The sequence below is a fragment of the Stenotrophomonas acidaminiphila genome, assembly GCF_014109845.1.
In the GTDB taxonomy this organism is placed as follows: Bacteria; Pseudomonadota; Gammaproteobacteria; order Xanthomonadales; family Xanthomonadaceae; genus Stenotrophomonas; species Stenotrophomonas acidaminiphila.
Genome location: NZ_CP043567.1, coordinates 1,520,831 through 1,545,563 on the forward strand (window position 1 = coordinate 1,520,831; position 24,733 = coordinate 1,545,563).

Here is a 24,733-nt window from a genome sequence, read left to right on the forward strand (position 1 = left end):
TGGGTGGGGGATTTCACGGCGGTGGAACAAGGGCCTCGTGTCGACGAGGCCCTTAATACCTTACTTGGCGTTGGCGGCGCGTTCGCGTGCGATCAGGTGGTCGGCGATGCGCAGCATGTCCTCGTAGCTCTTGCCCTTGACCAGGTACTTGCCGTTGACGATCAGCGACGGCGTGCCGGTGATTTTGCTGCGCTGGGCGAACTGCTTGGCGCGATTGGTCTTGGCCACCACCGAGAAGCTGCCCATGGTGTCGGCGAAGGTCTTCGGGTTGACGCCGAACTTGGCGTAGAAGTTGGCGATGTCCTCGACCGAATCGCGGCCCAGCTCGCCCTTGAGCGACTGCTCGACGTGGATGGCCGAGTACAGCGCGTCGTGGGTCTTCTCCTGCACGCCCAGCGCCTCGGCGGCATAGAAGGCGCGGCCGTAGTCATCCCACATGCTGCCGAACATGGCCGGCACGTAGACGAAGTTGACGTCCGACGGCAGGCCCGCCTTCCACGGCCCGATCAGCGGCTGGAAGCGCGCGCAGGCCGGGCAGACGTAGCCGAAGACTTCGGCTACTTCGATCTTGCCGGTCGCCGGCTGGATCGGCTGGCCGCCGTCGATCACCAGGTAGTCGGTGCCGGCCACCGGCTCGGGGCCGACCAGGCGCGCCTGTGCCGGTACCGGGGTGTTCTCCGCGTTCTGCGCGGCGGCCGGTTCGCCGGCCGCTTCCGGCGTGGCGGCGCCTTCGGCAGCAGCTTCGGCGGCCGGGGCGGGGGCGGCAGCCGGTTGTTCGGCGGCCGGTGCGACGGCGTCGGCAGAGCCGTCCTGGGCCTTGCAGGCCACCATCAACGGGAGCAGGGCCGCCAGGGCCAGTACGAAACGGATCTTCATGGGTGGATCTCCAGCAGGGATTCGTCGGGTCGTCAGGCCGCCGGCGGCGACCGCGGGGCGCATGATGACATTATCCGCGGCAGCGGCTGAACCGGTTCGTCGAATGTTGCGGTGCGGCCTCAGCGACGCCGGGCGGCAGCGCGCTCGCGCTCCACCAGGGCGCCGGCGATGCGCAGTTGGTCCTCGAAGCTGCGGCCCTTGACCAGATACTTGCCGTTGACGATCAGTGCCGGCGTGCCGGGCACCCGCACGCGCATGGCAAAGGCGCGCGCGGCCTTCACCTTGGCTTCGGTCTGGTCGCTGCGCAGCGCATCGGTGTAGCGCTGCGGCTGCACCCCGTAGGCGGCGTAGAAGGTCGCCAGTTCCTGCGGCGACACGTTCTGCATCGGCAGGCTGCGCCGCTCGTGCAGGGCCTTGAACACATCGGCGTGGCTGCGCTTGAGCACGCCGGTCTGCTCGGCGGCGTAGAAGGCGCGCGCATAGGCGTCCCAATGGCCGCCGAAGGCAGCCGGCACCGCGGTGAAGCGGACGTCGGCCGGCAGCTTGGCGACCCAGGCTTCCAGCAGCGGCTCGAAGTGGGCGCAGTGGATGCAGGGGTAGCCGAACACCTCGACCACCTCGATCTTGCCCGCCAGCGGTGCGAACGGGCCGGGCTCGGCGATCAGCTCATAGTCCTGGCCTTCCGCCGGCGCGGCGTCGGCGGCACAGGCGGCCAGCGGCAGCAGCGCCATCAGCAGAAGGAACACGCGCGGGAAATACGTCATTGAGGTCTCCAACTGGAAAAAGAGACGCCGACCACAGGGGTCGGCGTATCCGCGAACAGGGGGCTCGTCGCCGCGGCGACCGGCACCGTCAGGCGGTCAACGGGCCGCGGCCACGGCCACGTCGTCGGCACGCGCGTGCAGGCCCTGCACGTAGCTGGCCAGCGCCTGGATTTCCTGCTCGGTGAGCTTGCCGGCCACCTGGGCCATGATCCGGAACTGCGACGGATCGGTTTCCTGGGTCTGGCCCGCCTGGTAGTGCTGCAGGCGCTGGGTGACATACATGGCGTGCTGGCCGCCGATGTGCGGGTAGGCCGGGCCGGGATTGCCGGCGCCGGTCGGGCCGTGGCAGGCCATGCACGCCGGGATCTCGCGGCTGGCATCGCCGTTGCGGTACAGCTTCTGGCCGATCTCGTAGAACTTCATGCCGGCGTACGTGCCGTCGGCGATGGCGGTGTCGTCGGCCACGCCGGCGCCGGACTTCTGGCGGGCGAAGAAGGCGCCGATGTCGCGCATGTCCTGCGCGGTCATGCCCTGCACGAACGGCAGCATGGCGGCGACCGCGCCTTCGGTGCGCTGGCCGCCAGCGATCAGGGCCAACTGGCGGGCGATGTAGCGCTCGCTCTGGCCGGCCAGCCGCGGATACATCTCCACGGCGGAGTTGCCGTCGGCGCCATGGCAGGCAGCGCAGGCCTGCGCCTTGCCTTCGCCGGCCTCGGCGTCGCCGGGCAGGGTCTTGCTGAGGTCGATCTCCAGCGGTGCGGTCTGCACCGGCGCGTTGTCGGGCACGGGCGTGACCGAACTCTGTGCGAACGCGACGACGGCGATCAGCGGGATGACAAGGGCAGAAACGGCTAGGACACGAGCGTGGCGCATGCAGAAGCTCCGTGTGGAACGGGCCGGGCGGGTCCGCGCCGGCATCGACCGGATTATCCACGCCGATTCATGGCAGGGTCAACGCACGGGCGCCAGCGGGGCCCCCGGCGTGCGATCCTATGCGCATGTCACAGCTCCTAGAACGCGCCCGTTATCTGCTTTCGGCCCACAATGCCCGGCAATTGCCGCCGGACGAAGGGGCCGAGGTGGCATTCGCCGGGCGCTCCAACGCCGGCAAGTCCAGCGCGCTCAACGCGCTGACCCGCCAGAACGCGCTGGCCCGCGTCTCCAAGACGCCGGGCCGCACCCAGCAACTGGTGTACTTCCAGGTCACGCCCGAGGCGCACCTGGTCGACCTGCCCGGCTACGGCTACGCCAAGGTCCCGCAGGAACTGCAGGCGCACTGGCAGGCCTTCATCGACAACTACTTCCGCACCCGCGACGCGCTCAAGGGGCTGGTGGTGGTGATGGACATCCGCCATCCGCTCAAGGACTACGACCGGCAGATGCTCGCCTATGCGGTGCAGCGCGGGCTGCCGGCGCATGCGCTGCTGACCAAGGCCGACAAGCTCGGCCGCGGCCAGCAGGCGCAGACCCTGCAGAAGGTGCGCAAGGACCTGGCCGCCGCGTTCGGCGACCTGGTCAGCGTGCAGACCTTCTCCGGCGAGTCGAAACAGGGCGTGGACGAGGCCCGCGCGGTGATCGGCGGCTGGCTGGGCCTGTAACGCCGGCACCAGGCGGGCACTCCCGCCTTTTCCCATGCGCCACACACCTGCCCGGTGGCTGCTGTTCCATGGCCCGGCCTGGCGGGAACGTGGCGGGGGCAAAGCCCCCTGAGTCAGGGGCGCCGCGGTCTGCGGCGCGGACCGTGGGGCGCCAGCGCGCAGCGCGCGCGTGTCACAGCGGCGAGAACTCGCCCGGCACCCACGCGAATGCCGTGCCCTCCCGGCGCACGTGCCCCAGGCCGGGGAACGGCAGGTGCGCGCCGGCCACCCACCATCCGCCCGCCGCGGCCTCGGCCATCAGCCGGCGGCGGCTGGCAATGGCTGCCGTGCGGTCGCTGTCGGCTTCGTAGCTGGCATCGGGCCGTGCGAACTGGACCGCGTGGAAGTGCACGATGTCGCCCCAGACCAGCAGTTGCTGGCCGTCGCCGCCGTCGATCCGCCAGGCGACGTGGCCCGGGGTGTGGCCGTGGCTGTCCAGCGCGGTGATGCCGGCGGGCAGGGCATCGCCTGCGACGAAAGGTCGCAGGCGCCCGGCCGCGGCATACGGCGCCACCGCGCTGCGCGCCATCGGGAAGGCGAAACGCAGTGCTTGCGGCGCGCCGGCTTCGCTGGCCGGGTCCAGCCAGTAACCGGCATCGGCCTGCGACAGCCACACGGTGGCGTTGGCGAACGCCGGCTTGCCGTCGGCGTCGAGCAGCCCGCACAGGTGATCCGGGTGGGCGTGGGTCAGCAGTACGTCGTCGACCTCGGCCGGGTCGTAGCCGGCGGCGCGCAGGTTGGCCAGTACCTGGCCCAGGCCGGGGCCGAAGCATTGCGCGGCCCCGGTATCGACCAGCGCCAGGTGTCCACCGCGCTGTACCAGGTAGGCGTTGACCGCGGTCTGCAGGCCCTTGCCGTCCTCGGGCACGTAGCCGTGCTCGAGCAGGCGTGTGACCACGCCCGGGGCAATGCCGGTCAGCGCCTGCCGCGGCAGGGCCACGGTGCCGTCGAACAGCGCGGTGACGCGCACGTCGCCGATCTGCTGGTGATACACGCCGGGGACCTGTGTGCGCGGGACATGCGTGGTGCCGGCGTGGGCGCCGGCGGTGGCCAGCAGCAGGGCCAGGGCCAGGGCGAGGGGGCGAAGGGCAGCGCGAGGCATGGGCGGTTCCGTCAGGGGCGGCATTGCCGCGGAGCCGTCATGTTGCCGCCGGCCATGCCTGCGAAGCGCTCGGAATGCCGCGCGATCCGCTCACCGCCGCCGCGCCGTCAGTGGTTGCCGATGGCGGACGGGTCCATCCCGTAGCGTTCGCAGAAGCGCCGGCTGAAGCTGGACAGCGAGCGGTAGCCGACGCGCGCGGCCACTGTCTTCAGCGGCAGGCGGGTGGTGTAGAGCAACTGCATCGCCTGCGCCAGCCGTGCATCGCCGATGAGTTCGCGCAGGCCGAGTCGTTCGCTGGCCAGGCGCCGGCGCAGGGTGGCGCCGCTGATGCCCAGGTGCTGTTCGAAATCGCGCGACTGCCAGCTGCGTCCGGGCTGGGCGGCGACCAGGTCGCGGATGCGCTCGCCCAGGCCGGGCTCCGGTGCGACCAGCAGGCTGCCGTGGCCGGACGCGCAGAACGCCACGGTCATCGTGGCCAGCGCCAGCCGCGCCGCGGTGTAGTCGCCGTGCTCCAGTGCCTGGCGCCATTGCAGCAGCTCGGTGCCGTGCGCGGCCAGCGACAGCCGCGCCAGCGGGTCGCCGGCGTCCGGCAGCGGCCCGCTCCACAGGCTGCGCGTGGCGGCCAGTACTTCGGCGCACAGCGGCACGATGGCGCTGAGATACAGGCCGCTGTCGGGGTCGGGCACGTTGACCACGTCGATCCGGCAGCGGCGGGTGATCAGGAACAGGTCGCCGGGAGCGAGCTCCAGCGTCTGCTGCGCGGTACGGACGTGCTTGCGTCCCTGCAGCAGGATGGCGAACTGCGGCCGCGGGATCTCGACCGAGGACGCGCCGTGTTCGCGGCGCGCGGTAATGCAGGCATAGTCGCCGGCGTTCTGGCAGTCGGCCAGCGTCGCCAGCCGTTCCAGCAGCGCGTGGGGTGCCGCCGCCAAGGGCGCCATCAACCGGCGAGGTGGGTGTCGAACAGGTTGCCGATGGCCGCCGCCGCGCCCATCGCCAGCGCACCCCAGAACACCACCCGCAGCGCGCCGCGCAGGCGCGACGCACCGCCGGCGTGGGCGGCCATCGCGCCGGTGATGCACAGGCCGAGCAGGGTGGAAACGGTGGTGATCTGCGCAACGTAGGCGTAGGGGGCGAACAGCGCGGTCAGCACCGGCAGGATCGCACCGACGACGAACGCGCCGGCCGAGGCCAGCGCCGCCTGCAGCGGCCGCGCGCGCAGCTCCTCGGTGATGCCCAGCTCGTCGCGCGCGTGCGCGCCGAGCGCGTCGTGCGCGGTGAGCTGTACGGCCACCTCGTGCGCCAGTTCGGGCGTCAGCCCGCGCCGCCGGTAGATGCCGGCCAGCTCTTCCAGTTCGGTATGCGGGTCTTCGTGCAGCTCGCGGCGTTCCAGCGCCAGGTCGGCCTGCTCGGTATCGGCCTGCGACTGCACCGAGACGTACTCGCCGGCGGCCATCGACATGGCGCCGGCCACGGTGCCGGCGACGCCGGTGGCCAGGATGGTGGAGGCTGGCGCGCCGCTGGCGGCGATGCCGACCACCAGGCCGGCGACCGAGACGATGCCGTCGTTGGCCCCGAGCACGGCGGCGCGCAGCCAGCCGACACGTTCGGAGCGATGGGTTTCGATGTGCCGGGTCGGTTTCATGGCCGCAGTGTAGGACGGCACGTGGACCGGTGGTGAAAACGACTCGCAGCCGCGCTGGCGGGGCCGGTCAAGTCGCCGCCGGTGGGATGCTGAAAACCGTCACCGCGACATGCCGCCGCTGGGGGCCGCGATATAGTGCGCGCTCGGGAGCTGTTCGCGATCCATCGCGGGCGAGGGCCGGTGGCCCGTGGCGGAGCCGAGCAGGCGCAGCGTGCGTGGATGCGCGCCTTGCCGGCGCTGGACGGGGCGCGGGGACGAGCGCGACGGACTGCAGGCCGGTTCTTGTGATGCCGGGGGAAGGCCCCCATTTCCCGCCCAGCCAGAATACTGCGAGCCAGCCCTTGTCGAGCCCCAGCCACGTTGCCGATACGCCCATTACCGACCGCTCGCAGCTGGTGGAGGTGATCGCCTCCGGCGAGAAGCCGCGCCCGCAGTGGCGCATCGGCACCGAGCACGAGAAGTTCGGGTTCCGCCTGGACGACCTGCGCCCGCCGACGTTCGAGGGCGAGCGCGGCATCCAGGCGCTGCTGACCGGGCTGACCCGTTTCGGCTGGGAGCCGGTGCAGGAGCGTGTCGATCAGGGGCCGGGCAACACCATCGCCCTGCTGCGCGACGGCGCCTCGGTGACGCTGGAGCCGGCCGGCCAGCTCGAGCTGTCCGGCGGCGCGCTGGAGAGCATCCACCAGACCTGCGTGGAAACCGGCACCCACCTCAACGAGGTGGCGCAGGTGGCCGGCGAACTGCAGCTCGGCTTCCTGGGCATGGGTTTCCAGCCCAAGTGGACGCGCTCGGACATGCCGTGGATGCCCAAGGGCCGCTACCGCATCATGCGCGAGTACATGCCCAGGGTCGGCTCGCTCGGCCTGGACATGATGACCCGCACCAGTACGGTCCAGGTCAACCTGGACTATGCCTCCGAGGCGGACATGGTGAAGAAGTTCCGGGTGTCGCTGGCGCTGCAGCCGATCGCCACCGCGCTGTTCGCCGATTCACCGTTCACCGAAGGCGCGCCGAACGGCTACCTCAGCTACCGTTCGCACATCTGGACCGACACCGATGCCGACCGCACCGGCATGCTCGACTTCGTGTTCGAGGACGGCTTCGGCTACGAGCGCTACGTCGACTACCTGCTCGACGTGCCGATGTACTTCTCCTACCGCGATGGCGTCTACCACGACGCCAGCGGCAAGTCGTTCCGTCGCTTCCTCAAGGGGCAGCTGGACGTACTTCCGGGCGCGCTGCCGACGCTGCGCGACTGGTCCGACCACATGACCACCGCCTTCCCCGAGGTGCGGCTGAAGAAGTACCTGGAAATGCGCGGCGCCGACAGCGGCCCGTGGAGCCGGATCTGCGCGTTGCCGGCGTTCTGGGTGGGCCTGCTGTACGACGATGCCGCGCTGGATGCGGCCTGGGACCTGGTCAAGGATTTCAGCCTGGCCGAGCGCCATGCGCTGCGCGACGGCGTGCCGCGGCAGGCGCTGCACCTGCCGTTCCGCGGGGGCAGCGTGCGCGACCTGGCGCTGCGCGCGCTGGAGATCTCGCGCGAGGGCCTGCGCCGCCGCGCCGCGCTCAACGGCGACGGCCAGGACGAGACCCGTTTCCTCGACGTGCTGCAGGAGATCGTGGACTCGGGCAAGACCGCCGCCGAACGCAAGCTGGACCTGTTCCATGGGGCATGGAACGGCAGCGTCGACCCGGTGTTCCGCGAGTTCGCCTACTGATCCGGCACCCGGGCGCGTTGCTAGACTGCCGGCTTCCTTGACGGAGGCAGGCGCATGGGCAACACGACGGACGAGATCGTCTTCTACACCCACCCGCAATCGCGCGGCCGCATCGTGCGCTGGATGCTCGAGGAAGTCGGGCAACCGTACCGCACCGAAGTGCTGGGTTACGGCGAGAGCATGAAGTCGCCGGCCTACCTGGCGATCAACCCGATGGGCAAGGTGCCGGCCATCGTCCACCGCGGGGTGGTGGTGACCGAGGCCGCGGCCATCTGCAGCTACCTGGCCGATGCGTTCCCGCAGGCCGGGCTGGCGCCGGCGCCGGCCGACCCGCTGCGCGGCAGTTACTTCCGCTGGCTGTTCTTCGCCGCCGGGCCGGTGGAGGCCGCGGTCAGCGCCAAGGCGTTCGGCCTGCTGGCGCCGCCGGAGAAGGCGGGCATGGTCGGCTACGGTACTTTCGAGCAGATGGCCGACACGCTGGAGAAGGCCGCTGCCGGCGCCGCGCCCTGGCTGCTGGGCGAGCGCTTCAGCGCCGCCGACGTCTACCTGGGCAGCCAGGTGCTGTGGGGCACGATGTTCAAGACTCTGCCCGAACGGGCGGCGTTCGCCGGCTACGGTGAGCGGCTGTGCGCGCGCCCGGCATGGCAGCGCGCCGCGGCGCTGGACGACGCGCTGCTGCCGCCGCAGTGAGCGGCGGCGGTCGCACCGCGGCTTGACCCCGGTCAGGGCGGCCAGCGCCGCGGGCACGCAGTATTCGGCGGGCGGGCACGGTCGCCCGCCGCCGGGCCGGCCGCGGGGCGGGTCGCCGGTCGCGTGCTGCGCCCCGGGAGTATGTCGATGACGCAATTCAGGATTTCATTGTCCGGCCCGGCGCCGGACCTGCGGGTGCTGGAAGACGCGCTGCAGGACGCCGATCCTTCCGTACTGCTGGATATCGAGCCGCTCAGCCGGGTGCTGCGGATCTCCACCCTGCTCGACGAGCCCACCCTGTTGCCGGCGCTGGGGCGGGGCGGGTTGGTGATCAGCGCCGCGCAGCTGGAGCGGGTGCCATCCGAGTGCTGCGGCGGTTGCGGCGGCTGAATCAGTCCCCGTCCTCATCCCCGGGCGTGGGCGCCCGCGCGTGGGGAGAGGCATGGATGCAGGCACTCCCATGAACCTGCGTGCGTTGCAGGCGTGCATCAGGCAGATGCGCTGGAATCCAGTTGGTATGGCGAACAGTCCGATGCCATGGATGCACCCGCCGCAAGGCCGGTCCCGCCTGCGGGTTGCTCATTGCGGGTCGATCCAGCCTCGTTGGCCAGCATGTTTCAGCTGTCGAGCGGCAGCGATACTGCGCTTGACAAGGAAAAGGCGCATCGGGAGATGCGCCTTTTCCATTCATCGCCCGGCAGTCATTCGGGCTGGCGAATGGGGCAGCGGACCTCCTCCAGGGAAGTACAGGCATCGCTGGCCGGTGCGATGGCCGAGCCGGTCAGGCGGTACAACGCTGGGTCGGACGAACGGATGGGCGAGCCGGATGTGGGCGTGCGCAGATTGGCTGCCACTTCGCGGCCAACCTGCACGGTCTGCGCGACGGATATGCCGGTGACCTCCAGCGTTCCTTCGCGATAGGTGATGTCGTAGTTGCCCAGCCGTGCACCCTGCGCATCGCTGGCGAGGATGGCATAGCTGCCAGGTTGGGCGTTCACGCCACTGCCGTCGCTGAACAGCCTGACCGCATCGATGGTGTCCCCGTTGACCAGCCCCTCCGCGGTGTAGCCGTTGAGTGCTGAGAGCTGGCCGATGGTCTTGCTGGCGTTGTTGGCGGTGATGGTCAGGCCGGCCTTGCCGATGGTCAGGATGCCGTTGACGTAGGTGATGTCGTAGTTGGACAGACCCGTGCCATCGGCGTTGGCGGCGGTGATGGTGTAGTCGCCGACGTTGGCGGTGGCGGCGGTACCGGCCGAGGCCAGCGCGACCGCGGTTACCGTGTCGCCGTTGACCAGGCCGCTGGCGCTGAAGCCGTTGGTGCCGCCCGTCTGGCCATAGGTCTTGTTGCCATTGTTGGCGGTGATGGTCAGGCCGGCCTTGCCGATGGTCAGGGTGCCGTCGACGTAGGTGATGTCGTAGTTGGACAGTCCGGTGCCATCGGCGTTGGCGGCGGTGATGGTGTAGTCGCCGACGTTGGCGGTGGCGCCGGTACCGGCCGAGGCCAGATCGACCGTGGTCACCGTGTCGCCATTGACCAGACCGCTGGCAGTGAAGCCGTTGGCGCCTCCCGTCTGGCCATAGGTCTTGCTGTTGTTGTTGGCGGTGATGGTCAGGCCGGCCTTGCCGATGGTCAGGGTGCCGTTGACGTAGGTGATGTCGTAGTTGGACAGGCCCGTGCCATCGGCGTTGGCGGCGGTGATGGTGTAGTCACCGACGTTGGCGGTGGCGGCGGTACCGGCCGAGGCCAGCGCGACCGAGGACACCGTGTCGCCGTCGACCAGGCCGCTGGCGGTGAAGCCGTTGGTGCCTCCGGTCTGGCCATAGGTCTTGCTGCCATTGTTGGCGGTGATGGTCAGGCCGGCCTTGCCGATGGTCAGGGTGCCGTTGACGTAGGTGATGTCGTAGTTGGACAGACCCGTGCCACCGGCGTTGGCAGCGGTGATGGTGTAGTTGCCGACGTTGGCGGTGGCGGCGGTACCGGCCGAGGCCAGCGCGACCGAGGACACCGTGTCGCCATTGACCAGGCCGCTGGCAGTGAAGCCGTTGACGCCGCCCGTCTGGCCATAGGTCTTGCTGCCATTGTTGGCGGTGATGGTCAGGCCGGCCTTGCCGATGGTCAGGGTGCCGGCGAGGGTCTTGATGTCATAACCGAACTGGCTCGAATACAGCCCGCCCACGCTCAGGCTGGCACCGCTGTAGGTGCCGGCGTTGGCGCTGTTGGCGGTGTAGACCGCACTGCCGGAAACCAGGCTCGGGTCATAGCCGCTTGGGAACAACAGGGCGCCGGCGCTGCTGGTGGCACTGCCGTCGTAGGTCTTGCTGGCGTTGCCGACATCGACGCTGAGGGGCGTCATGAAGCTGCGCAGCAACGGTGCGCTGTGGCCCTCGTACATCCGCCAGGTGGTACCCGTGCCGCCGGCGGCGTCGATGTTCCAGCCGGCCGCAATGAAGGGCGCCAGGCGGCTGAGCTGTGCGCTCGTCTGCCCCGATACGCCGGAGGCGTTGCCGGCCCCGACGCCCTGGGCCAGGCCGCTGCTGGTGGTGTTCCAGAAGCTGCCGGTGGCGGTGCCGGCATTGCTGCCGACCAGGCCGCCGGTCGCGCCGACGCTGGAGGTGGCGTTGCCCGTGGCATAGACGCGCTGCAGACTGCCTTCGTTGAATCCGACCAGTCCGCCGACGGCGGCACCGCCCTGGGCGCTGCCGGTGGCGTAGCTGTCGCGGATGGTGCCGGTACTGGTGTTGCTGCCCGCCAGGCCGCCGCCATTGAGGCCGCCGCTGGCACTGCCTGTGGCCAGGGACTCGCTGAGGGTCCCGGCGTTGCTGCCGACCAGGGCGCCGACATTGCCCGTGCCGGTGACGTTGGTGTCGCTGCTGACCCGCTCGACCACCCCGGAGGCGGCGTTGTAGCCCACCAGGGCACCGGCGTAGGTGCCGCCGGCCACGCTGCCGCCCACCAGGTTGAGGTTGCCGACGTAGCCAGCGTTGTAGCCGAACAGGCCGCTGTAGGTGCTGCCGGCCCGGTTGATGGCCAGGCCACTGATGCGGTGCCCCTGTCCGTCGAGCCGGCCGGTGAAGGGGGTGGCCAGGCTGCCGATGGAGAGGAAGCCTGCGCCGCTGTTCCACAGCGCGCTGCCGGAGGCGTCGATGTCACCGGCCAGGACGAAGCGGCTGCCCGCCAGGCTGCTGGAGGCCAGGCCCTGCAGGCCATAGACATCGGCGATGCGGTATGGCGTGGCGGCGCTGCCGTCGCCGCCCAGGGCCCGCACGAAGGCGGCGCCGGGGCCGAGGCGGAAGTCGGTGACGTTGAAGCCGGGCAGGCTGGCCGCCACCTGGGTCCAGCTGCCGTTGGCGAGATCCAGCACGCCCAGGTTGACGGCGCCATTGCTGGTCACGCTGCCGGCGGCGGACAGGGTCAGGCTGCCGTTGGCGGCGCCGATGCCATCCCCCAGCACGATGTTGCCGCCGTTGCTGGTGCTGAGGGTCAGCGCGGCGTTGTCGTTCCAGGTCAGGCGGTCGCCGACGTCGAGGTTGCCGCCGGCCGACAGCTGGCGGTTGCCGCTGAGGCTGAACTGGCCGCCGCCGTCCAGGGACAGCAGGCCGCCGGAACCGAGGTCCGTGTCCAGGCTGTAGCTGGCGGAGCTGGCGCTCAGGTAGAGGCCATGGCCGGTATCGGTGAGGGCGCCGAAGTCGTAGGGCGCGAGGAAGCCCAGGTCGTTGTCGGTGTAGCTGCCCCGGGTGGCCAGGTAGCGGCTGCGGGTTGCCGTGAGGCTGCCCTGTCCGGTCACCAGGCGCATGGCCGAGGCATAGATGTCCAGGCCCTGGATACCGAGGTAGCCGACCCGGTCACTGAACGCGGCACCCTGGCTGGAACCACCCTCCAGGTAGGTGAGCGCGCCATTGCCGTCGAACCGGCTGGCTTCGCCGAGGACGTAGTAGTAGCCGTTCGCCCCGGTGGAGGCGCTGCCGATCAGCTGGCCAGCGGACACGGCACTGACGGTGGCACCGGCCAATGCGGTGCTGCCGGCGCCGCTGAACACACGGCCGCTCACGGCATGGGGCGTGGTGCTGTAGCGCCATTGCAGATACGGATAGAGGTTGGTGCCGATGCCCCAGATCGAGGAGGCGAAACCGGCGGGCAGGCTGCCCTGCAGCTGGGCGGTGGTGCGCCCGGTGATTCCAGTGCTCAACCCGCCAGCGGCGCCCAGTGCCTGGCCGCTGGTCTGGATGTCCCAGTAGACGTTGCTGATGGCGCTGTTGCCAGCGTTGTTGTAGCCGACGAAGCCACCTCGCTGGCTGCCGCCGGCGACGTAGCCGGTGGAATAGCTGTTGCTGATGGTGCCGTTGACGAAGTTGACCCCGGCGAAGCCGCCGATGTTGCTGGCCGAGCCCTGGCCGATCACCGCGCCGGTGGCGTAGGAGTCGGTGATGCTGCCTTCGTTATGGCCGACCAGGCCGCCGATGGGGCCCGCCGCCGCCGTCACCGTGCCGGTGGCGTAGGACTGGCTGATGGAACCGCCGTTGCCGCTGTAGCCGTTGGCGCCGACCAGCCCGCCGACATAGCCGAGGCCGGCGTTCGGGTTGGTGCCGGTCACCTTGCCGGTGGCATGGGCGCGGGTGATGCTGCCGCCGTTGAAATTGGAGCCGACCAGGCCGCCGACCTGGTAGCCGGCGCCGGTGACGTTGCCACTGGCGGAGGCATCGGCGATGGCGCCGCCGTCGTTGGCGCCCACCAGCCCGCCGGTATTGGCTTCGCCAGTGCTGGTGCCGCTCACCGTGGTGCTGGCCGATGCGCTGCCAAGGGTGCCGCCCGTCATGTAGCCGACCAGTGCACCTACGCCGTCGCTGCCGGTGACACTGCCGCCGACCAGCTTGAGGTTGGCCAGGGTCGCACCGGAGGTATAGCCGAACAGGCCGACGTAGTTGGTGCTGGCCCGGTTGATGGCCAGGCCGATCAGGCCGAAGCCCTGTCCATTGAAGCTGCCGGTGAAGGCGGCGGAGTCGCTGCCCAGGGGCCTGAAGCCCGATGCGCCCCAGACATCGCTGTAGTAGCCGTTGCCATTGGTGGCGAGCGCGGCGCCGAGATCGAGGGAGGTGCCGAGCCGGTAGTTGCCGGCCAGGTTCATGCCGATCAGTTGCAGGGCGTGGGGGGTGTACACCGTGGTGGAGTACTCGCTGCGCAGCATCGGCCGGGTGTCACCCTCGAACATCACCCAGGTGTTGGCGAAGTCGAAGCCGCCATAGGTGGCCTGGCTGCGGGCGTTGGCCGAGGTGATGGCGATGCCACCGCTGGCGCTGCTGACCTGCCCGGTGCTGTTCACGTCCCAGTAGCTGTTGGCGAAGCTGATGGTGGACAGGAAGGTGCCGCCGATCAGTCCGCCGGTGGCGGTGTAGCCCCGGACCCGGCCGCTGGCATAGGTGTTGGTCAGGGTCGCCGAGTCGAAGACATTGCCCACCAGCCCGCCGGCGAACGCGCTGCTGTTGCTGATGGTGCCGGTCACCGACCCCGTGGAATAGGCATCGGCCAGGGTGCCGTTCTGCACGGTGCCGGCCAGGCCGCCAACGTTGCTCAGGCCCGTCACGCTGGCGCTCGAGGATGCACCCTGCAGCGTGCCATTGGTGAGCTGGCCGACCAGGCCGCCGACGTTGGAGCCGTTGCCCAGCACCGCGCCGGTGACGTGGATGCCCGACAGCGAGCCGCTGAGGGAGCCGGTGATGGCGCCGACGGTGATGTTGCCGGTGATGGCGGCGTTGGACAGGGTCAGGTCGCGCACCTGCCCGCTGACGGCCTGGAACAGGCCCACGTTGTTCTCGGTGCCACGGGCGATGGTCAGGCCATCCACGGCGTGACCGAGGCCGGTGAAGGTGCCGCTGAACCCCTGCAGCGGCGCGAAGCCCCGACCGCCGTTCCAGGTGCGCGTGGCGCTGGCGTCCAGGTCGGTGGCGAGGGCGTAGTTGCCGCTGGCGCCGACGCCCTGCAGGCCGGCGAGGTCATGGATCAGGGTGTAGCTGGTGCCCCCCAGGCTGAGGCTGGCGTTGCTGCCCGACAGGGTGACGCGGGCGCCGCTGCCCAGCCGGTAGCCGTTGCCGTAGACCAGCGAGAGCCCTGCATTGGTGCCGGTGGCGGTGATGTCCTTGTTGATGATGACGCTGCCGGCGGCGTTCAGCGTCAGGGTGGTGTCGGCGCTCCAGTTGATGGGCGCATCCACGGTGATGTTGCCGGCCTGGCTGCCGCCGACGCCGGTGGTCACCGTCACCCCGGTGCTGGCCAGGGCATTGGTCAGGGTGTGGACGTTGAGCACGCTGTCGTTGGCGCTGCCGTTGAACCCGCCCATGCCGGTGCTGCCGGCATTGGAAATGGTCACGTTGTAGGGGTCGATCAGCCATTCGCCGGTCCTGCCCCTGCCAGGCTCGGCCAGGGTGGTGACCTTGACGTCGTCGGCGATCCGCACGTGGGCGCCGCTGGTCTCGATGAAACCGCCGTTGCCACCGTCCGGGGCGCTGGCATCAAGGGTACCGGCGACGTTCACCACGCCGCCGTCGAAATCGCCCAGCAGCAGGATCCTGCCGTCCTTCTCACCCAGGGTGCGGGCTTCGATCACCCCGGTGTTGTTGACCACGGTCCTGAGCAGCGCATCGCCGGCGTGGGCGGTGAGCAGCACCTGGCCGCCATCGGCCCTGATCAGCTGGTGGTTTTCCACCAGCGCATCGACCATGCCCTCATCGACCCGCAGGTTGAGCAGGCCGTTGCCGGCAAAATCCAGGGTCATGGCGTCGCCGGCGGCCAGCGCCACGCTGCCCTGGTTGGCGACGATCACGCCGTGGTTGCTGACCCTGCCGCCGAGCAGCGCAATGGTGCCGCCGGCGCTGGTGTTGAGCGAGCCGTGGTTGATCACCGCGGCGTTGCTGCCATCGCCCTTGAAACGGTAGTTGCCGGCCACGAAATCGGCGTCGCTGATACCCAGGGTGGAGGCGACCAGGCCGCCGACGTTCACCTGGGCGCTGGCACCGAACAGTATGCCGTTGGGGTTGACCAGGAACACCCGGCCATTGGCGTCCAGCTGGCCCATGATCACGGAACCATCGACACCGAGTACCCGGTTGAGCGCAATCGAGTTCGCGCCGGGCTGGTTGAAGGTGACTTTCTGCCCGGCACCGATATTGAAGCTCTGCCAGTTGATCGCCAGTTTGTCGCTGGCCTGGTTGATGATCAGCTGGTTGCCGCCGGGTGCGCCGATCTGGCCACTGCCGGAAGCGATGCTGCCGCCGCCCGGCAGTGACTGGGCCATCACGCCGAAGCTGCCGACGGACAGCAGCAGGCCCAGCGCCAGCGGGGTCAGGCGCACGCCTGCCGGCAGGCGGCGCGTGGCACCGGTCTTTGCGCCGGGCGAGGCGCCGAGCTCGGAGGCCACCTGGACCTGGCCCAGGGCGTGGTTGAACACAAGACGATAGATGCGGTTCATGGCCGGTGTCCTCAGAAAGTGGTGCTGATGCGCGCCCAGTACTGGGTGCTGCGTCCATCGGCGGCGCGATAGCTGCCAGCAGGCCTGGCGCCGCTCACGTCCAGCCGCAGGTCCGGGCTCCACGGCAGCCGCAGGCCGATGGCAACGCCGGCGCCTTCCAGCGTCGTGGGCTGGAAGCCGATACGGCGGTTGTCCGGTGCCGGGGAAGTGCGGCCCCAGTCGTAGAACAGGGTCAGTTCGACCAGGTCGCCCCAGCGGCGGCCATTGAACGGCGAGGGCGTGTCGGCAAAGCCCGGCGCGCTGACCTGGTACTCGAAGGTCGCCTGCACGCCTCGGTCACCCAGTGCCGTTGACAGCGGATAGGCGCGCACGCTGGTCGGCCCGCCGATGCTGAACTGCTCCACCGGGGTAAGGGCGTCATCGGTGAACTGGGCACTGCCGCGCAGCAGCAGGCGCTGGTTGCCGGGCAGGGCCTGCAGGCGTGCCAGCGACAGCCGGCTCACCCAGAAGTAGGACTCGTGCGCGGCATACAGCCAGTTGAAGGGCGGGGAGTCATCGTTGATGGATTTGCGCACCGACAGCTGCGCCAGGTTCATGCCCCGCCAGCGGCGATCGGTGTGGCGCAGGCTCACGCCGGCATCGATCACGTCGAAGGTGTGGCGTGAGAGCTCGATATCCAGCCCTTCGAGCCTGGATTCCTCATGCACCCAGCGCATCGAAGCCTGGACCTGCAGGTCCGGGCGCTGGATGAACTTCCAGTCGCTGCCTGCGTAGTAGAGCGTGGTCGGGCCCTTGATGCCGATGGCGGCGAACGGCCCGGAGTTGAGCTCGATCTCGCTGCGGCTGACGCCGGCAATGGCGCTCAGTCCATCGACCTTTGCCAGGGGCGCGCTCAGTGACAACGCTGCCTGCCAGCTGTCGGCCGGGTCCAGCCCGTAGCCGACGCTGGCGGCGAGCACGTCGCCCATGCCCAGCGCATTGAAGGCACTCACGCCAAGCTCGGCGCGATACCGGCCGGTGCTGTCGGTGCCGTGGTTGCTCAGGCCGGCGGTGATTTCGTAGGGGCGATCACTGTCCCGGGCGACCAGGATGATGTCGGTCTCGCCTTCGTTCTGGCCCGGCTGCAGCACCGAGGTGACTGACACCCCGGGCAGGTCGCGCGCGTAGAGAAGGGCGCGCTCCAGCTCGGTCTGGCGCAGCGGGCGGCCGATCAGGCCCAGGCTGCTGGCGCCGAGCTGGTCGTCGCGATAGCGCCGGCTGCCTTGCACCAGCACCCGCCCGACCCGGCCTTCCATCACCTTCAGGGTCAGCGTCTGGCTGTCGTCGATCTGCTGCGGCGGCACGTAGGCCACCGAGACCAGGAAGCCGGCGTCGCGGTAGGCCTGGGTGATGCGTGCGGTGATCTGTTTGATCTGCTCGAAGTTCAGCGCCGCCGGCAGCGTGGGGCTGATATCGCGCAGGGCCTGGTTGGCGACCGCATCGATGGTCGCGCGGCCGATGCCGCTGGACGGGTGTTCGCCGACGCCTTCGACCGCGATGCGGGCGACATGCACGGTGGCGACCGTCGTGGTGGGCGCGGCATCCTGCGCGAACGCGCAGGGGCTGAGGACGGACGCCAATGCGGCGGCCAGTACGGTGCAGCGCAGGGGGGGGAAGCGGGGGACGCGAATCGGGGTGTGGCTGCCATTGGAAGGCATCAGCGTGGTATCCGTTGGTGATTTTGAGAACGCTTGCTGGGAACGCGACCGGCCTACTTTCTAACCGTGAAAAGCGGCCTGATGGCATCACCCGATTTCGGACGGTGGGATTGATTTGTGATGTAAATCACAATTGTATTTGCCAAAAGCTCGGGCGGGCGGAGCATTGGCATGGAGAACGTCCTCTTCCTGGTTGATCGGGCGCCTGGCGCATCGCCTGATGGTGTGCGGACGCGGACATGCGGGTGTCATCGGGAGCGCGGATCTTCAAAAGCGCATTGCGGCCCGGTGGTCTGGCCCGGTGAGCCCCTCGCTGTGCGTCACCCGCGAAGCGGATGGAGAGCCAGGGACCGCGCATTCAACGCGGCACCAGCTGGTGGCCTGGCTTGAAGCGGATAGTGCGGACGCCCGGTTCTGGCAGCCGGATCAATGGATCGATGCAACCCATGGATACTGCGGCGCCGTGGTGCTTGCCGCAGGAGCCTGGAGCTCCAGTCCAGGCCTCCGGGCGCGAGGGCCGGAGCCGGCCGTGGTCCATGCAGTCGCAATCAGTCATGGCCCGTGCGTGAGGCACGTTCCATGCCTGTCCGGTCCCGCGCCCGGGAGCGCTGACAGCCCGGCATCCGTCAAATATACTGTCCCCCAGTACAGGATAGGAGCGGGCGCGTGCCGCATTCACCCGAGGAAAAGAAGAAGGTGCTGGCGCGGGTGCGGCGCATCCGCGGCCAATGCGATGCGCTGGAGCGCGCGCTGGAAGCCGGCGCCGACTGCGGGCCGGTGCTGCAGCAGATCGCGGCCATCCGCGGTGCCGTCAACGGGCTGATGTCCGAAGTGATGGAAGCGCACCTGCGCGAGGAGTTCGGCCAGCCGGCGCAGTCGCCGGCGCAGCGTGCCGCGCGCGTGGCCGAAATGTCCGGCCTGATCCGTTCCTACCTGAAGTAGGCGCGATGCCGGTCGCGATGGCCGCGCCTGTGCCCCCGTCCGCTGGCAGCCGCCCGCCATGGATCGAAGCACCGCATCGTTCCCGCCAGCCCGCTTCGAATCCGCCGAACCCGAACAACCGCTACAGGAGACAACCATGAAGTCACGTGCCGCCGTCGCTTTCGGCCCCGGCCAGCCGCTGCAGATCGTCGAGATCGACGTCGCCCCGCCGAAGCAGGGCGAGGTGCTGGTCCGGATCACCCACACCGGCGTCTGCCATACCGATGCATTCACCCTGTCCGGCGATGACCCGGAAGGCCTGTTCCCGTGCGTGCTCGGCCATGAAGGCGCGGGCATCGTGGTCGAGGTCGGCGAGGGCGTGACCTCGGTGAAGCCGGGCGACCACGTCATCCCGCTGTACACCGCCGAGTGCGGCCAGTGCCTGTTCTGCAAGAGCGGCAAGACCAACCTGTGCACCGCCGTGCGCGCCACCCAGGGCAAGGGCGTGATGCCGGACGGCACCAGCCGCTTCTCCTACAACGGCGAGCCGATCTACCACTACATGGGCTGCTCGACCTTCTCCGAGTACACCGTGGTGGCCGAGGTGTCGCTGGCCAAGGTCAACCCGGAGGCCAACCCGGAGCACGTGTGCCTGCTGGGCTGCGGCGTCACCACCGGCATCGGTGCCGTGCACAACACCGCCAAGGTGGCCGAAGGCGACAGCGTGGCCGTGTTCGGCCTCGGCGGCATCGGCCTGGCGGTGATCCAGGGCGCGCGCCAGGCCAAGGCCGGGCGCATCATCGCCATCGACACCAATCCCTCGAAATTCGAGCTGGCCCGGCAGTTCGGTGCCACCGACTGCGTCAACCCCAAGGAGCACGACGCGCCGATCCAGCAGGTGATCGTGGAGATGACCGGCTGGGGCGTGGACCACAGCTTCGAGTGCATCGGCAACGTCAACGTGATGCGCGCGGCGCTGGAGTGCGCGCACCGCGGCTGGGGCCAGAGCGTGATCATCGGCGTGGCCGGCGCCGGCCAGGAGATTTCCACCCGCCCGTTCCAACTGGTCACCGGGCGCCGGTGGATGGGCACCGCCTTCGGTGGGGTGAAGGGCCGCAGCCAGCTGCCGGGCATGGTCGAGGACGCGATGAAGGGCGACATCGAGCTGGCGCCGTTCGTCACCCACACCATGGGCCTGGAGCAGATCAACGATGCCTTCGAGCTGATGCACGAAGGCAAGTCGATCCGCAGCGTCGTCCACTTCTGACGACCGGCCGGGGTGCGTGCCCCGGCCATGCGTCCGCGCCACTGGAGAGAACCATGCAACGAATCGAACACCGCGCCTGTTTCGGCGGCTGGCAGGATGTGTACCGGCACCGCTCCCAGGTGCTGGACTGCGACATGACGCTGGGCGTCTACCTGCCGCCGCAGGCGCAGGACGGGGGCCGGCTGCCGGTGCTGTACTGGCTGTCGGGGCTGACCTGCACCGAGCAGAACTTCATCACCAAGGCCGGCGCCCAGCGCTACGCCGCCGAGCACGGCATTATCCTGGTGGCGCCCGACACCAGCCCGCGCGGCGACGACGTGGCCGATGCCGAAGGCTACGACCTGGGCAAGGGCGCGGGGTTCTACCTCAATGCCACGCAGGCGCCGTGGGCGCCGCACTACCGCATGTACGACTACATCGTGAGCGAACTGCCGGCGCTGGTGGAGGCGCAGTTCCCGGCCAGCGACGCGCGCGCGATCAGCGGCCATTCGATGGGGGGGCATGGCGCGCTGGTGATCGCGCTGCGCAATCCGGGCCGCTACCGCAGCGTGTCGGCGTTCTCGCCGATCGTGGCGCCGTCGCAGGTGCCGTGGGGCGAGAAGGCGTTTGCCGCCTATCTCGGCCAGGACCGCGATGCCTGGCTGCAGTACGACGCCACCGCGCTGGTGGCCGGAGCCGGCGAGCGCCTGCCGCTGCTGGTCGACCAGGGCGATGCCGACGAATTCCTCGAGCCGCAGCTGCGCCCACAGCTGCTGCGCGACGCCTGCGCCGCCGCCGGCCATCCGCTGCAGCTGCGGATGCAGCCCGGTTACGACCACAGCTACTACTTCATCGCCAGCTTCATCGGCGAGCACATCGCCCACCACGCCCGCGCGCTGGCCTGAGCGGCCGCGGGTCCGGGGACGCGCGCCGGCATTGTCGCGCCTTGCACACCACCCCCTGCTATCGTCCGGCCATCGGCGCCGACAAGGGGGCGACACATGCCGGTGATGCTGGCGGTCCTGTTCGTGTTGTGCCATGGCCTGGCGCTGGCGTTGCTGCCGGGATCAGCTAGTGTCGCCTCGTTCTGTTTCCTCATCGCCGCGCCGCTGCTGGCCGCTGCGGCCTGCCTGCGGCAGGCACGGCAGCGGCGGGCGGCGCTGGGCTGGCGCGCGACTGCGCTGGCCATGCTGCTGTGGGCCGGTGGCATGGCCCTGAACATGATCGATACGGTGCGGGGCGGTGATGCCACGGAGACGCCGCAGATCAGCCTGCTGCTGTACGTGGTCTACGGTGTGCCGCTGGTGTTCGTGCTCGCACGCGCACGCCGCGAGCGCTGGGCGATCAGCCTGATCGATGCCCTGCTGGCGGCCCTGCTGGGCGTGCTGTTCTTCCTGCATACCCGTTTCCACGCCAATGCCGGCGAGGCGGGCATGAACAGCGTGCGCCTGCTGTTCGATATCCAGAATGCCTGCATCGCGGCGTTCGCATTGCTGCGCTGGGCCAGCATGGACCTGCCGGACCGGCGCGCGTTCTTCCGCGTATTGGCGATCTACGCGCTGGCTTATCTGCTGGTGGCCGGCTACATCAACCATTTTGCCGAGTACAGCCCGTTCGGCCAGTACGCCGACCTGTTGATCGATCTGCCCTTCCTGGTGCTGGCGGTGCTGGCGCCGCGCGCGCACGAATCGATGCCGGCCGTCGAACGCAGCGGGTTGCGGCATGCCGTGCAGGCGGGCGGGCCGATGATCCTGCCGTTGCTGCTGCTGGTGGTGGCCGCCCTGGTCGTGGACCACGCGCGCGACTGGGCACTGGCCGGCTTCGTGGCAGCGATCATGGGCTTCGGACTGCGCAGCATGCTGCTGCAGATCGGGTTGCTGGAGCGGCAGGCGGCGCTGGACGCGTTGTCGCGCCTGGACGGGCTGACCGGCGTCGCCAACCGCCGCCAGTTCGACGCGGTGCTGCAGACCGAATGGAACCGCGCCTGCCGGCAGGGCAGTGCGCTGTCGCTGCTGCTGATCGACATCGACCATTTCAAGTGGTTCAACGACCGCCATGGGCACCCGGCGGGGGATCGTTGCCTGCAGCAGGTGGCGGCGGTCCTGCAGGCGACCGCGGCGCGGGGTGGCGACCTGGTGGCCCGCTACGGTGGCGAGGAGTTCGCGGTGGTGGCGCCGGCCACGCATCCGGACAGCGCGCGGGAACTGGGCGAACGCCTGCGCGCCGCGATACAGGCCATCCCGGGCGACGTGCTGCCGCAGATGGTGACCATCAGCGTTGGCGTGGCGGGCACGGGCGCGCCGTTGCTGCACGCGCCGGAGGTGTTGCTGGCTGGCGCGGATGCGGCGCTGTACGCGGCCAAGCGCTCCGGCCGCAACCGCGTTGAGGTATGGGAAGACGCCGGCCGGGGGCCGGCAACGGCAGCCAGCGTGGGTTGACCGGCGCATGTCCAGGTCGCTCCGGCCGCGGTCTGCGCGATCGGCTGCGCGCGCTCCGGCGCGTGTCCCGGGCCGCAGGCCGGGTGCAGGCCGGGTGCAGGCGGTAGGCGAGTGGTTCTCCCGCTCCGTGCCCATGGGCCATGCTGACGCCGCCCTGGATGGGCATGACCACGAAGCAGGCGGCAGTATTGGCCATGCCGTATACGCGGACACGGCCCGGCACGGATGGATACGTCGTGCCTGGTGCAACGAGCCGCGCAGGTGGGGCACCCCCGGATCCCCGCCAGGAGCCAGGGCTCCCGGGTAAAGCCGGCGATCCGTCACATGGGTGTCTGCGCCGAGATTCCGGTCGGGCTGGCGGGATGCGGCCGGACCAGGGGCAGTGGATATGCAACATCATGGCGGTGGCCGGGATCATGACGGTCCCTCGTCCACCGCGAAGTCGGTGTAGGCGTAGCGCGCATCGCGCAATACGGTATCGCCCTGCTGCAAGCGCAGCGGCACGCCGAACATCGGGCCGGCGCTGACGCAGGTGTGGAACTCGCCGTTCTCGCCGCAGGCATCGATGCCGGCCGGCAGCGCATCGAGCAGGTCGTGGTCGAAGGCGCGGCCGGCGAAGGCCGCGTCCAGCACCCGGGTATCCACGCAGCACAGCCGCGCGCGCAGGCCACCGTCGATCATCTGCCGCGCCAGGGTGGCGGTATCGCGACCGAACAGCGGGAACAGGCAGTCCCAGTCCAGCGCGGCGTACTGCTGCTGGCGCCAGTGGCGGATGTCCTCCAGCAGCAGGTCGCCGAAGGCCAGGGTGCGCAGTGCCGGCCAGCGCAGGCGGGCGGCTTCAAGCGCCTGGCCCATGCGCTGCAGGTAGCCGGCATTGTCGCAGTCCTGCGGAATCCATGCGCGCAGCAGCGGCAGGCCGGCGGCATGCGCCTGCAGGCGCAGCACTTCCTCGCGCACGCCCTGCATCGAGGCGCGCTCGTAGCCTTCGGTGAGGGTGCTCAGCAGTGCGACGACTTCGACGTCCTGGCGCTGGCGCAGGGCGTGCAGCGCCCAGGCGGCATCCTTGCCGCCGCTCCAGGAAAGCAGGACCGGGGTGGCCACTCAGCGGACGTCGCGCAGTTCCCAGTGGCTGCCGGCCAGCCAGCGCAGGCGCTGCTTGAGGACGTCGCCGGGAATGCGGGTGATGGCGACCAGGTCGATGCGCAGGTCCGATTGCCTGCCGCTTACCGTCGCCCCGGGATCGGTCACGCCCCAGCTCGGGTCGACATCGTCGGGATCCTCCTGGGTGGCGCGCCAGCGCTCGAACAGCGCCGGCGTGCGCAGGGCGTCCTGCAGCTGCTCGGCGAACGTGTCGGCGCCGTTGGCGGTGAACGACAGGCGCGGATCGCTGCCGCGCGCGGCGGAGGGATCGGGCAACGAAATCGAATAGTGCACGGGCATGCGGGGGTCTCCTTGGGTGGGGGTGAGTGTGGCGCAGCGGGCGTGGTGCCCGTGTACACGCCGGCGCGGATCAGCTGTCGAACGCGTGCGGCTGGTCGGCGAAGCCGACCGTCACCGCGCCCTTGCCGACGTTGACCATGCCGGTCAGGCTCATCACCGTCTCGAGCAGGCTCACGCCGTGCGCCTGGCAGGTCTCGCGCAGGGTGGCGTAGCCGGGCAGGGCGCGCAGTTCATCGAGCGGGCCGCCGTAGCTCACGCAGACCACCGGGGTCAGCAGGCCGTTCACCACGCGCTGGCCGACGAAACCGAACAGCCGCTGCACCGCGTTGTCGAAGCCCTTGATCTTGGCCACCGGCGCGGTCTCGCCGCGGTAGCCGTGCAGCACCGGCTTGATGTCCAGCGCGCTGCCCAGCGCGGCGGTGAACAGGCCGACGCTGCGGTCGCCCTTGTGGCGCGCGCGCGCGCGCATGTAGTACAGGTCGCGGGTGATCATGTAGCCGTGCACGTTGCCGGCCAGCTGTTCCAGCTGCTCGCGCATCTGCGCCACGCCGACGCCGGCATCGCGCAGCCGTACCGCCTCCACCGCGGTCACCGCCTGCGCGGCGAACAGGTTCTGGCTGTCGAGCACGCGCAGGGCGAACGGCGAGTTGTGCCCGGCGGCCTGGCGGATCGGCCGGTACTCGTTGAGGATGGCGAAACTGGCCTGCAGCGCGTTGTCGTGGATCGGGCTGCGGGTCTTGGTGATGGTCAGGCAGAACACGTGGTCGTAGTCGATCACCAGGTGCTGCAGGAACAGGTCGCGGATCTGGTTGACGCTGAACGGGATGGTCTCGGCCTCGGCGCCGCGTTCGGCGACGTGGGTGTCGAGGAAGTTCAGCGTGGCGTCTTCCTCGCGGTGGTCGGCAAGCACCGCTTCGCCGATGCGCACGGTGATCGGCAGCAGCACCAGCTTGTGTTCGCGGATGAAGTCGGCCGGCAGGTCGCAGGCCGAATCCACGACGATCCCGATGCGCATGGTCGAACCCCCCGGTACGTTGCGTGCCTGCGATCACACTAACCCAAAACGGTCGCCGCGGCAGGTGGCGCATCGCCGCGC

General features: G+C 69.8%; 19 protein-coding genes. 8 read left to right on the top strand and 11 right to left on the bottom strand.

The genetic code is table 11. The features are described 5' to 3' along the window. Nucleotides 1-60: 60 nt before the first annotated feature. The 3 genes from F0P95_RS06915 to F0P95_RS06925 form a co-directional block, all read right to left on the bottom strand. Nucleotides 61-876 carry a thiol:disulfide interchange protein DsbA/DsbL gene (locus F0P95_RS06915; protein ID WP_182336244.1) on the bottom strand — a complete coding sequence of 272 codons (816 nt, stop codon included), beginning with the start codon at nucleotides 874-876 and terminating at the stop codon, nucleotides 61-63. Between the two features lie 119 nt (nucleotides 877-995). After that, nucleotides 996-1,640: a thiol:disulfide interchange protein DsbA/DsbL gene (locus F0P95_RS06920; protein WP_182336246.1), complete on the bottom strand. Its 645-nt coding sequence runs from the start codon at nucleotides 1,638-1,640 to the stop codon at nucleotides 996-998. Between the two features lie 96 nt (nucleotides 1,641-1,736). Next, on the bottom strand, nucleotides 1,737-2,513 hold the full coding sequence (locus F0P95_RS06925) for a c-type cytochrome (protein ID WP_182336248.1): 777 nt from the start codon (nucleotides 2,511-2,513) through the stop codon (nucleotides 1,737-1,739). A gap of 125 nt (nucleotides 2,514-2,638) precedes the next feature. Between F0P95_RS06925 and yihA the strand changes: the two genes are divergently transcribed. After that, complete coding sequence (yihA, locus tag F0P95_RS06930; protein ID WP_182336250.1) at nucleotides 2,639-3,238, top strand: ribosome biogenesis GTP-binding protein YihA/YsxC; 600 nt, start codon at nucleotides 2,639-2,641, stop codon at nucleotides 3,236-3,238. Between the two features lie 172 nt (nucleotides 3,239-3,410). Here the strand turns inward: yihA and F0P95_RS06935 are convergent, their stop codons facing one another. From F0P95_RS06935 to F0P95_RS06945, 3 genes are all read right to left on the bottom strand, one after another. Further along, nucleotides 3,411-4,379 (bottom strand): MBL fold metallo-hydrolase, encoded by a 969-nt coding sequence (locus F0P95_RS06935; protein WP_182336252.1) that lies wholly within the window; start codon nucleotides 4,377-4,379, stop codon nucleotides 3,411-3,413. A 107-nt stretch (nucleotides 4,380-4,486) separates the two neighbouring features. Then, nucleotides 4,487-5,320: a helix-turn-helix transcriptional regulator gene (locus F0P95_RS06940; RefSeq protein WP_182336253.1), complete on the bottom strand. Its 834-nt coding sequence runs from the start codon at nucleotides 5,318-5,320 to the stop codon at nucleotides 4,487-4,489. Then, nucleotides 5,320-6,024, bottom strand: a complete 705-nt coding sequence (locus tag F0P95_RS06945) for a VIT1/CCC1 transporter family protein (RefSeq protein ID WP_182336254.1) — start codon at nucleotides 6,022-6,024, stop codon at nucleotides 5,320-5,322. Before F0P95_RS06945 ends, F0P95_RS06940 begins: the two co-directional genes overlap by 1 nt. A gap of 341 nt (nucleotides 6,025-6,365) precedes the next feature. Here F0P95_RS06945 and F0P95_RS06950 point away from each other — a divergent pair, with 341 nt between their 5' ends. The 3 genes from F0P95_RS06950 (at nucleotide 6,366) to F0P95_RS06960 (ending at nucleotide 8,825) form a co-directional block, all read left to right on the top strand. Then, a complete protein-coding gene (locus F0P95_RS06950; protein WP_182336255.1) occupies nucleotides 6,366-7,745 on the top strand; it encodes a glutamate--cysteine ligase in 1,380 nt (459 codons plus the stop codon). A gap of 54 nt (nucleotides 7,746-7,799) precedes the next feature. Then, nucleotides 7,800-8,435, top strand: coding sequence for a glutathione S-transferase family protein (locus F0P95_RS06955; RefSeq protein ID WP_182336256.1), 636 nt, complete (start codon nucleotides 7,800-7,802; stop codon nucleotides 8,433-8,435). A gap of 147 nt (nucleotides 8,436-8,582) precedes the next feature. Continuing rightward, nucleotides 8,583-8,825, top strand: coding sequence for a hypothetical protein (locus F0P95_RS06960; protein WP_162486360.1), 243 nt, complete (start codon nucleotides 8,583-8,585; stop codon nucleotides 8,823-8,825). Between the two features lie 311 nt (nucleotides 8,826-9,136). Here F0P95_RS06960 and F0P95_RS06965 read toward each other — a convergent pair whose 3' ends face one another. Both F0P95_RS06965 and F0P95_RS06970 read right to left on the bottom strand, forming a co-directional pair. Then, complete coding sequence (locus F0P95_RS06965) at nucleotides 9,137-15,895, bottom strand: MBG domain-containing protein (protein WP_182336257.1); 6,759 nt, start codon at nucleotides 15,893-15,895, stop codon at nucleotides 9,137-9,139. Between the two features lie 11 nt (nucleotides 15,896-15,906). Then, nucleotides 15,907-17,514: a ShlB/FhaC/HecB family hemolysin secretion/activation protein gene (locus tag F0P95_RS06970; RefSeq protein ID WP_232528885.1), complete on the bottom strand. Its 1,608-nt coding sequence runs from the start codon at nucleotides 17,512-17,514 to the stop codon at nucleotides 15,907-15,909. A gap of 744 nt (nucleotides 17,515-18,258) precedes the next feature. Between F0P95_RS06970 and F0P95_RS06975 the strand changes: the two genes are divergently transcribed. The 4 genes from F0P95_RS06975 to F0P95_RS06990 all read left to right on the top strand — a co-directional run bounded on the left by F0P95_RS06975 (nucleotide 18,259) and on the right by F0P95_RS06990 (nucleotide 22,197). After that, nucleotides 18,259-18,534 carry a metal/formaldehyde-sensitive transcriptional repressor gene (locus F0P95_RS06975; protein ID WP_054663039.1) on the top strand — a complete coding sequence of 92 codons (276 nt, stop codon included), beginning with the start codon at nucleotides 18,259-18,261 and terminating at the stop codon, nucleotides 18,532-18,534. Between the two features lie 136 nt (nucleotides 18,535-18,670). Further along, complete coding sequence (locus F0P95_RS06980; protein ID WP_182336258.1) at nucleotides 18,671-19,780, top strand: S-(hydroxymethyl)glutathione dehydrogenase/class III alcohol dehydrogenase; 1,110 nt, start codon at nucleotides 18,671-18,673, stop codon at nucleotides 19,778-19,780. 53 nt (nucleotides 19,781-19,833) lie between these two features. Then, nucleotides 19,834-20,664, top strand: coding sequence for an S-formylglutathione hydrolase (gene fghA, locus F0P95_RS06985; protein WP_182336259.1), 831 nt, complete (start codon nucleotides 19,834-19,836; stop codon nucleotides 20,662-20,664). A 96-nt stretch (nucleotides 20,665-20,760) separates the two neighbouring features. Continuing rightward, nucleotides 20,761-22,197 (top strand): GGDEF domain-containing protein, encoded by a 1,437-nt coding sequence (locus F0P95_RS06990; RefSeq protein ID WP_182336260.1) that lies wholly within the window; start codon nucleotides 20,761-20,763, stop codon nucleotides 22,195-22,197. 414 nt (nucleotides 22,198-22,611) lie between these two features. Here the strand turns inward: F0P95_RS06990 and F0P95_RS06995 are convergent, their stop codons facing one another. The 3 genes from F0P95_RS06995 to F0P95_RS07005 all read right to left on the bottom strand — a co-directional run bounded on the left by F0P95_RS06995 (nucleotide 22,612) and on the right by F0P95_RS07005 (nucleotide 24,652). Then, nucleotides 22,612-23,298: an adenine nucleotide alpha hydrolase gene (locus tag F0P95_RS06995; protein ID WP_182336261.1), complete on the bottom strand. Its 687-nt coding sequence runs from the start codon at nucleotides 23,296-23,298 to the stop codon at nucleotides 22,612-22,614. Beyond that, nucleotides 23,299-23,637: a hypothetical protein gene (locus tag F0P95_RS07000; protein WP_054663054.1), complete on the bottom strand. Its 339-nt coding sequence runs from the start codon at nucleotides 23,635-23,637 to the stop codon at nucleotides 23,299-23,301. It abuts the gene before it with no gap. A gap of 70 nt (nucleotides 23,638-23,707) precedes the next feature. Further along, nucleotides 23,708-24,652, bottom strand: a complete 945-nt coding sequence (locus tag F0P95_RS07005) for a DegV family protein (protein ID WP_182336262.1) — start codon at nucleotides 24,650-24,652, stop codon at nucleotides 23,708-23,710. Nucleotides 24,653-24,733 lie beyond the last annotated feature (81 nt).

Excerpts from the sequence above, each read along its gene's own strand:
- F0P95_RS06960 (WP_162486360.1), top strand. The coding sequence starts at position 8,583 with ATGACGCAATTCAGGATTTCATTGTCCGGCCCGGCGCCGGACCTGCGG.
- F0P95_RS06935 (WP_182336252.1), bottom strand. The coding sequence starts at position 4,379 with ATGCCTCGCGCTGCCCTTCGCCCCCTCGCCCTGGCCCTGGCCCTGCTG.
- fghA (WP_182336259.1), top strand. The coding sequence starts at position 19,834 with ATGCAACGAATCGAACACCGCGCCTGTTTCGGCGGCTGGCAGGATGTG.
- F0P95_RS06945 (WP_182336254.1), bottom strand. The coding sequence starts at position 6,024 with ATGAAACCGACCCGGCACATCGAAACCCATCGCTCCGAACGTGTCGGC.
- F0P95_RS06955 (WP_182336256.1), top strand. The coding sequence starts at position 7,800 with ATGGGCAACACGACGGACGAGATCGTCTTCTACACCCACCCGCAATCG.
- F0P95_RS06940 (WP_182336253.1), bottom strand. The coding sequence starts at position 5,320 with ATGGCGCCCTTGGCGGCGGCACCCCACGCGCTGCTGGAACGGCTGGCG.
- F0P95_RS06965 (WP_182336257.1), bottom strand. The coding sequence starts at position 15,895 with ATGAACCGCATCTATCGTCTTGTGTTCAACCACGCCCTGGGCCAGGTC.
- F0P95_RS07005 (WP_182336262.1), bottom strand. The coding sequence starts at position 24,652 with ATGCGCATCGGGATCGTCGTGGATTCGGCCTGCGACCTGCCGGCCGAC.
- F0P95_RS06980 (WP_182336258.1), top strand. The coding sequence starts at position 18,671 with ATGAAGTCACGTGCCGCCGTCGCTTTCGGCCCCGGCCAGCCGCTGCAG.
- F0P95_RS06915 (WP_182336244.1), bottom strand. The coding sequence starts at position 876 with ATGAAGATCCGTTTCGTACTGGCCCTGGCGGCCCTGCTCCCGTTGATG.
- F0P95_RS07000 (WP_054663054.1), bottom strand. The coding sequence starts at position 23,637 with ATGCCCGTGCACTATTCGATTTCGTTGCCCGATCCCTCCGCCGCGCGC.
- F0P95_RS06925 (WP_182336248.1), bottom strand. The coding sequence starts at position 2,513 with ATGCGCCACGCTCGTGTCCTAGCCGTTTCTGCCCTTGTCATCCCGCTG.
- yihA (WP_182336250.1), top strand. The coding sequence starts at position 2,639 with ATGTCACAGCTCCTAGAACGCGCCCGTTATCTGCTTTCGGCCCACAAT.
- F0P95_RS06920 (WP_182336246.1), bottom strand. The coding sequence starts at position 1,640 with ATGACGTATTTCCCGCGCGTGTTCCTTCTGCTGATGGCGCTGCTGCCG.
- F0P95_RS06990 (WP_182336260.1), top strand. The coding sequence starts at position 20,761 with ATGCCGGTGATGCTGGCGGTCCTGTTCGTGTTGTGCCATGGCCTGGCG.